8 protein-coding genes are annotated in these 7,616 nt (G+C 64.6%); 1 reads left to right on the top strand and 7 read right to left on the bottom strand.

Annotation, left to right across the window (positions count from 1 at the left end; genetic code table 11):
- Window positions 1-109: 109 nt before the first annotated feature.
- The 7 genes from PYV55_RS12780 to pqqA form a co-directional block, all read right to left on the bottom strand.
- Window positions 110-2,443: a xanthine dehydrogenase family protein molybdopterin-binding subunit gene (locus PYV55_RS12780; protein ID WP_275851820.1), complete on the bottom strand. Its 2,334-nt coding sequence runs from the start codon at window positions 2,441-2,443 to the stop codon at window positions 110-112.
- A complete protein-coding gene (locus PYV55_RS12785) occupies window positions 2,440-2,934 on the bottom strand; it encodes a (2Fe-2S)-binding protein (RefSeq protein WP_275851822.1) in 495 nt (164 codons plus the stop codon). Before PYV55_RS12785 ends, PYV55_RS12780 begins: the two co-directional genes overlap by 4 nt.
- Before the next feature lie 80 nt (window positions 2,935-3,014).
- Window positions 3,015-4,181, bottom strand: a complete 1,167-nt coding sequence (pqqE, locus tag PYV55_RS12790; RefSeq protein ID WP_275851824.1) for a pyrroloquinoline quinone biosynthesis protein PqqE — start codon at window positions 4,179-4,181, stop codon at window positions 3,015-3,017.
- The gene (pqqD, locus tag PYV55_RS12795) at window positions 4,178-4,459 is read right to left on the bottom strand and encodes a pyrroloquinoline quinone biosynthesis peptide chaperone PqqD (RefSeq protein WP_275851826.1); all 282 of its coding nucleotides are present in this window, start codon (window positions 4,457-4,459) and stop codon (window positions 4,178-4,180) included. The genes pqqE and pqqD overlap by 4 nt, the downstream gene beginning before the upstream one ends.
- The gene (gene pqqC, locus PYV55_RS12800) at window positions 4,452-5,198 is read right to left on the bottom strand and encodes a pyrroloquinoline-quinone synthase PqqC (protein WP_275851828.1); all 747 of its coding nucleotides are present in this window, start codon (window positions 5,196-5,198) and stop codon (window positions 4,452-4,454) included. Before pqqC ends, pqqD begins: the two co-directional genes overlap by 8 nt.
- Window positions 5,195-6,115 (bottom strand): pyrroloquinoline quinone biosynthesis protein PqqB, encoded by a 921-nt coding sequence (pqqB, locus tag PYV55_RS12805; RefSeq protein WP_275851834.1) that lies wholly within the window; start codon window positions 6,113-6,115, stop codon window positions 5,195-5,197. The genes pqqC and pqqB overlap by 4 nt, the downstream gene beginning before the upstream one ends.
- Before the next feature lie 118 nt (window positions 6,116-6,233).
- The gene (pqqA, locus tag PYV55_RS16340) at window positions 6,234-6,449 is read right to left on the bottom strand and encodes a pyrroloquinoline quinone precursor peptide PqqA (RefSeq protein WP_407066804.1); all 216 of its coding nucleotides are present in this window, start codon (window positions 6,447-6,449) and stop codon (window positions 6,234-6,236) included.
- On the opposite strand from pqqA, the gene pip reads away from it, so the two are divergent.
- On the top strand, window positions 6,448-7,413 hold the full coding sequence (gene pip / locus PYV55_RS12810; RefSeq protein WP_275851831.1) for a prolyl aminopeptidase: 966 nt from the start codon (window positions 6,448-6,450) through the stop codon (window positions 7,411-7,413). The genes pqqA and pip overlap by 2 nt on opposite strands.
- Window positions 7,414-7,616 lie beyond the last annotated feature (203 nt).

Consider the following 7,616-nt stretch of genomic DNA (forward strand, 5'->3'; position numbering starts at 1 on the left):
GGATAAGCCCGAAAGAAGACACTGCCGCGGCAAAGGCGCAGCACACCCATGACCCACTCGGGAATGGGTGTGTTGCCTTGCCGCCATCGGCACTTGTGCCGACGAAGGGCTAACCCAGCCGCAGGGGCAGCGCGCGCAGGCGCTTGCCGGTCAGGGCAAACAAGGCATTGGCCACGGCCGGCGCGATGGGCGGCGTGCCGGGCTCGCCGACACCCGTCGGGGGCAGGCTGCTGGGGACGATGTGCGTTTCGATGACCGGGCTTTGCGCCAGACCCAGCAACGGGTAGTCGGGGAAGCTTTTTTGCTGCACCATGCCGCCCTTGACGTCGATGCGACCATGCAGCGCAGCGGTGAGGCCGAAGATCACCCCGCTCTCCATCTGCTGCGCGACGATGTCGGGGTTGACCACGGTGCCGCAGTCCACGGCCACGACCACGCGGTGCACGCGCGGCGCGCCGTTTTCAAGCGCGACTTCCGCCACTTGCGCGACGATGCTGCCAAAGGATTCGTGCAGGGCCACGCCGCGCGCGCGGCCCGCGGCAAGCGGAGCGCCCCAGCCGGCCTTGTCTGCCGCCAGGCGCAGCACGGCCGCATGGCGCGGCATGTCGGCCAGCAGCGACAGGCGGAAGGCCACCGGATCGGCCTTGCTCTCGGCCGCCATTTCGTCGATGAAGCTCTCGATGAAAAACGCATGGTGCGAATGCCCCACCGAGCGCCAGAAGCCCACCGGCACCTCGTTGCGCGTGGCCGCGTGGCGCATGTGCTGGTGCGCAATGGCGTAAGGCTGGTCGAACAGGCCCTCCATGGCGGTTTTGTCGGGCATGTCCACGGGCCCGGCCAGCGCGGGCAGCGTGCGCGCCATCCAGCGCGGCGTGATGGCATCGCCCGCGCTGTGGATGCGCAGGCTTTGCGGGCGCACACCTACCGCACCCACTGCACCCGCCGAGTCCCAGTCCGCACCCCAGCTCGCGCGCAGGTGCGCGGCGCTCGCGGGGCGGTAGAAGTCGTGTGTCGTGTCTTCCTCGCGCGGCCAAAGGATTTGCACCGGCCGCCCTGGCATGGCCTGGGCGGCCTCCACCGCCTGCAGCACGTAGTCCACTTCGAGGCGTCGACCAAAGCCGCCGCCGAGCAGCGTCACGTGCAAGACCACGTGCTCTTCGTCCACCCCCGCCGCCTTGGCCGCAAGCTTGCGCACCTGCGAGGGCACTTGCGTCGGCAGCCACAGCGTCAGCCGGCCGTCCTGCAGCAAGGCGGTGCCGTTCATGGGCTCCATGGTGGCGTGCGCCAGGTAAGGTGCCTGGTACGTTGCCTCGATCTGGTGGTGCGCCTGCGCTTCGGCCTGCGCGGCATCGCCGCGGCTGTGGAACGTGGTGCCGCCGTCGCCCTCCCTAGCTTCGCGCACCAGCGCCTGCAGGATGCGATCAGAATCGGCCAGTGCCTGCGGCGGCCTGGGCTGGCCTTGGTCGTCCGCTGGCGCCTGCCATTGCACGTCGAGCGCCTGCACTGCGCGCAAGGCGTGCCAGGTGGTCTGCGCCACCACGGCCACGCCCGCAGTGGCACCGCCATGGGCGCCCAGACGCAGGCACTTTTGCACGCCGGGCATGCGCAGCACCTCGGCCTCGTTGCGCAGCGCGCCCACGCCGCCGCCCAGCACGGGCGCCATGCGCACGGCGGCAAACAGCAAACCGGGCGGCCGCACATCGATACCGAACACGGCCTGCCCCCTGACCTTCGCGGGCACGTCGCGGCGCAGCGCGGCCTGGCCGATGAGTTTGCGCTGCGCTGCGGTTTTGGGGCGCACGTGCTCGGGCTGGATGCGCACGGCCGCTTCGGCCAGTTCACCCAAGTGGGCACGGCGCGCGCCATGCTGCAGCGCGCCGTTGAGTACCTGGACTTCAGCGGCCGGCACACCCCAGCGCTGGGCTGCAGCCGCCACCAGTTGCGCGCGCGCCGTGGCCGCGGCCAGACGCACCGGCTCCCAGGCATCGGTCACGCTCGAAGAGCCGCCGGTCACGCTCAGGCCCAGTTCGCGCGCGAGCTTGCCGACCAGCCATTGGCCCGTGCGTGCCGCCACCGTCTCCTGGCCCGGCTGGGTGCTGCGCGGATGAAAGGGCAGCGACTCGACGAACATGGCCACGTTGCCGTAAATCGATTGCGGCCCGGCGGTTTCGGTACTGACCCACTCGAGCGGCATGTCCAATTCGTCGGCCACCAGCATGGGCAGCGCCGTGTGCACGCCCTGCCCCATTTCGGCGCGTGGCATGGCCATCACCACGCGGCCCTGCGCGGTGATGCGGATCCAGCCATTGAGCGCGATCTCGCCCTGGCTGCCGGCAAAGTCCTCGGGTTTGCCCAGGCGCGAGCGCTGCGGCGCCACACCCCAACCCACCACGAGCAACCCTGCACCGCCCAGGGCACTCAGCACGAAGGTACGGCGCTTCATCGCAGCACCTGCGGCGCAGGCACCGCTGCCGCGCCCTGTGCGCGCGCCGCGGCATGGATGGCAGCGCGCACACGCGGGTAGGTGCCGCAGCGGCACAGATTGGCTATGGCCTCGTCGATCTGGGCGTCGGTGGGCTGAGGGTGGCGCGCGAGCAAATCTGCCGCGGCCATGAGCATGCCGCTTTGACAGTAGCCGCACTGCGGCACCTGCTGCGCGATCCAGGCGGTCTGCAGGGCGTGCAGACCCGCGGGCGAGGCCAGCCCTTCGATCGTGCGCACCTCGCGCCCCTGCACGGCAGACAGTGGCATCACGCACGAGCGCACGGCCTGGCCATCCACGTGCACGGTGCACGCGCCACAAGCGCCGATGCCACAGCCGAACTTGGTGCCCGTGAGATGCAGCACGTCGCGCAGTGCCCAGAGCAAGGGCATGTCGGGCGCGACCTGGTCGTCGCGCACGGGGTGGGTTTTGCCGTTGATGTGCAAGTCCATGGCGTCTCTTTGCTATGTTTTTTTGCCATACATCCGCATTCCGACGTGCTGCCAGAGGGCGCACAACGAGCGCGGAACTTTCACGGTTCGAAAAATCGGGACGCGGGCCGTGCATTCGCCGGATCACGAAACACCAAAGGTTTGGCATCCACACGCTCGGCATCAGGCAGCTGGGCACGCGCAACGGCTTGTTCGATCAGATAGTGCTGGGGTGACTTGCTGCACACCGGGTCGGCATTCGCCGCATCGCCGCTCAGCATGAAGGCCTGGCAACGGCAGCCGCCCAGGTCTTTTTCTTGTTCCGGGCAGGTGCGACAAGGCTCTTTCATCCACGCAAAACCACGAAAGCGGTGGAAGGCGGGCGAGCGGTGCCAGATGTCGTCCACGCGCATGTCGCGCACATTCGGGAAGTCGATGTCCGGGAGCATGCGCGCCGTGTGGCAGGGCAGCGCATAGCCATCGGGCGTGATGGTCAGGAACACGTTGCCCCAGCCGTTCATGCATTTTTTGGGCCGGGTTTCGTAGTAATCAGGCACCACGAAAAAAATGCGAATCCTGTCGCCGAGCTTTTGCCGGTAGTCGTTGGTCAGGGCTTCAGCGCGCTGCAACTGCGCGCGCGAGGGCAGCAGTTGATCGCGGTTGAGGGCGGCCCACGAGTAATACTGGTTGTTGGCCAGCTCCAGGTATTCGGCGCCGAGTTCCACTGCCAGTTCGATGATGGTGCCTATGTGGTCTATGTTCTGGCGATGGATCACGCAGTTCATCACCATGGGCCAGCCGTGGCTTTTGATGGTGTCGGCGACGCGGCGCTTGAGGTCGAACGTCTTGGTATGGGACAAAAAATCGTTGAGCTCTTTGGTCGAGTCCTGAAAGGAGAGCTGGATGTGGTCCAGCCCTGCAGCCTTGAGGGCCGCGGCACGCTCCTGCGTCAGGCCCACACCGGAAGTCAGCAGGTTGGTGTAAAAGCCCAGGCGGTGCGCTTCAGCCACCAGCACTTCGAGGTCGTCGCGCAGCAAGGGCTCGCCGCCCGAAAAGCCGCATTGCACACTGCCCGCGGCGCGCGCTTCGCGCAGCACGCGCAGCCAGTCGTCCGTGCCCAACTCCGGGCCGGCGTGGGCAAAATCGACGGGGTTGTAGCAAAACACGCAATGCAGCGGACAGCGATAGGTCAGCTCGGCCAGCAGCCAGAGCGGAGGGCCAATCTCTGGGCCGCCGGACGCAGAAGCCTGGGGGGCAGACTCACTCATGTCCTGACCCAGCCTTGCTGTTGTGCGATGACCAGAAAGTCATGCACGTCCTGGGCCAGCCCCTCGGTGGCGAAGGCATGCTCCAGTTCCTCCACGATCTCGCCCACCGTTTTGCGGCCATCGATCCTGCGCATGATTTCGCCGGCGCTGCCGTTGAGCTTGACCATGCCTTCCGGGTAGAGCAGCACCCAGGCCTTTTGCGCCTCTTCCCATTGCAGGCGGAAGTGCCCGGCCAGACGCGGGCGCTCCTGCGGCGCCATGGAAGGCAACTCAGCCATGCTTGGGTCCCTGGATCTCGATGTGGCATTGGTCGAGCATGATGGCATCGGCCAGGGCCCACAACACGTCGAGCTTGAACTGCAGTATTTCCAGCACACGCTCCTGCATGGCACGGGTCTGGCTGAAATAGTCCAGCGTGAAGCGCAGGCCGTGTTCGACGTCGCGGCGCGCCTGCGTGAGGCGCTGCTTGAAATAGTGCAGACCTTCCGCCTGTACCCATGGGTATTGCGTGGGCCAGGTATCGATGCGCTGCTGGTGGATATGCGGGGCGAACAGCTCGGTCAGGCTGGATGCCACGGCCTCTTGCCAGGGCTGGCGCCGTGCGAAATTCACGTAGGCATCCACGGCAAAGCGCGCAGCCGGCGCCAGATGGCGCAAGGACGTGACGGCTTCGCGTGTCAGGCCGACGGCTTCGCCCAGGCGAATCCAGGCCTCGATCCCGCCCGGGTCTTCGATGCCGCCGATCTTGTAGCCATCGTGGTCGAGAATGCGTTGGATCCACTCGCGGCGAATCTCGCGGTCATCGCAGTTGGACAGGATGGCGGCGTCTTTGATCGGGATGCAAATCTGGTAGTAAAAGCGGTTGGCCACCCAGCCTTGCAACTGCTTTTGCGTCAGCTTGCCCTCGGCCATCATCACGTGGAAAGGGTGGTGGATGTGGTAGCCGCTGCTTTTGCCGCGCAGCTTTGCCTCGAACTCTTCCTTGCTCCAGGGAGGTGGGAGGTGGTGTTGGCTCACAGTTCGATCTCCATGCCGTCGTAGGACACCTCGATGCCGCGGCGCGTGAGTTCCTGCCGTTCAGGGCTGCGCTCATTCAGGATCGGGTTGGTGTTGTTGATATGGATCAGCACCTTGCGCGTGCGCTGAGGTAGTTGCTCCAGCCATTCGAGCATGCCGCCAGGCCCACTCAGCGGAAGATGCCCCATGGCACGCGAGGTTTTTCGGGATGCGCCGAGCGCGATCATTTCATCATCGCGCCACAGCGTGCCATCGACCAGCACGCAGTCGGCGGCCTGCATGGCCGCCCAGACATGCGGCTCCATCTGGCCGAGGCCGGGCGCGTAGAAAAGCTTTTTGCCCGTTTGCAGGTCGGTCAGCGTCACACCCACGTTGTCACCAGGCTGGGGCTGGTCGCGATGGGGGGAATACGGGGGCGCGTTGCTGATGAGTGGCAGCGCATGGAACATGATCCCTGGCACGGCCGGAATGGCAAAGCCATCCCCCTCCAGGGGCAGCTCATGCCACTCCACGCCGCAATAGTGGCGCAACAAATTGAATAGGGGGTTGCCGTGCGTGAGGTCTTCCCGCACCCAGGCATGGCACCATATCTGCAGCGGCTCACGGTGCTCGCGCAGCATATACAGGCCGGTGGTGTGGTCGATCTGCGCATCTATCAAAAAGACGGCGCGAATGGCAGTGTCGCGCAGCGCGCGTGCCGGCTGCAGCGCCGGAAATTCGCGCAGCTGTTGCAGGATGTCCGGCGAGGCGTTGAACAACAGCCAATCTGTGTGGTTGCCGCTCACCGCAATCGAAGACTGCGTGCGCGCGCGGTAATCTGGGCTGCCGCTGCGTATGGCCGTGCAGTGGAGGCAGTTGCAATTCCACTGCGGAAAGCCGCCACCAGCAGCAGCGCCGAGAACATGGATTTTCAAAATAAAACCCGTCGATGAACGTGACACCAATTTCCTGGAAGCAGGAAAACTCATTCATGCCGCATATCCCGGCAATTTTTACATATAAATCCCGCCAAGGCAGCTTGACGGGATTTATATTTCAGCGAACCGCAATATACATGGTGATTTCAAAACCAAAGCGCATATTGATTGCAGCAGGTTTTTCCCATTGCATGGTGATACTCCTTTCAAGGTTTGGAGGAACAAAAATCCTTCGAATGCTCGAAGGGACAGACTCAGTGTGCCAGTTTCCTCTGGCAAGTTTCCTAGGGATAATACCTAGCAGCCTACTCTCTTGACATACGCGCCTTTTCATGCCTTCCACGCTTTATCCCCCCATATCCCCTTATGCCAGCGGGATGCTGGCTGTTGACGGCGACCATAGGGTGTATTACGAAGAATGCGGCAACTCCGAAGGAGTGCCGCTGGTGTTTCTCCATGGCGGCCCCGGCAGTGGCTGCAGTCCGGCACATCGGCAATTGTTCGATCCAAAACGTTTTCGCATGGTGTTTTTCGACCAACGTGGCTGCGGCCGCAGCACGCCCAGGGGCGGCCTGTATGCCAATACCACTCTCCATTTGCTGCGCGATCTGGAGCAGTTGCGCAAACACTTGGGCATTGCGCAGTGGCTGGTGGTCGGCGGCTCCTGGGGAGCGGGACTGGGGCTTGCCTACGCGGCGGCTTATCCTTCGGTATGCACCGGGTTGCTGCTGCGCGGTGTGTTCCTGGGGCGCAAGGCAGACCTGGACTGGTTTTTCCATCAGGTGCGGGTGCTTTTGCCCGATGCCTGGCAGGCCTTGGCGCAGCAGTTTCCCAGCGCAACCGCGGATGGCGCGCTGGCATCTTTGGCGCACGCGGTGTTGAAAGGGGCGCCCGAAGAAGCACTGGCCGCGGCTTTGGCCTGGGAGGCCTGGGAAGCCAGCGTAACGGAACGCCGACTGGTCGCACCACGCCATGGCGTGGCGCCAGAGCTTGCCCGCGCCCTGGTCGATAAATACCGCATACAGGCGCACTACTTGCGCCATGGATGTTTCGGCTGGCATGAGGGCTTTTTGCTCAAACATTTGCAGCGTCTGCATGGCATTCCGACCATCTTGCTTCACGGCCGCCTGGATTGGGTATGCCGCCCCAGCGCCGCCTGGGACGTGCATGCGCGGCTACCCGGCAGTCGCTTGCATTGGATCGAAGAAACAGGGCACAACCCCTTCGAGCCGCGCATGGTGCAAGCGCTGGCAACGCAAGCCCTTGCACTTGCGGGGCACGATGGCGGTTTTGCATGAGTGTGCTGGAACACGTCCGTAGGCGCCGTCAGATGAGGCGAGAAGCCTTCTGAAGGCGCGGTTTGCCACTGTTTTGCGCTCATTTCTTCGGCCGTATCGCGTCCACCGTGCCCTGGATGAAGGCCTTGAGCTTTGGCACGTCCTCCATGCTCAGCTTGCCCGTGAAGTCGGGCATGCCGCGCTCCATGGCCGGGCCATGGAAA

Source organism: Extensimonas soli, from assembly GCF_029211265.1.
GTDB classification, from domain to species: domain Bacteria; phylum Pseudomonadota; class Gammaproteobacteria; order Burkholderiales; family Burkholderiaceae_C; genus Extensimonas; species Extensimonas soli.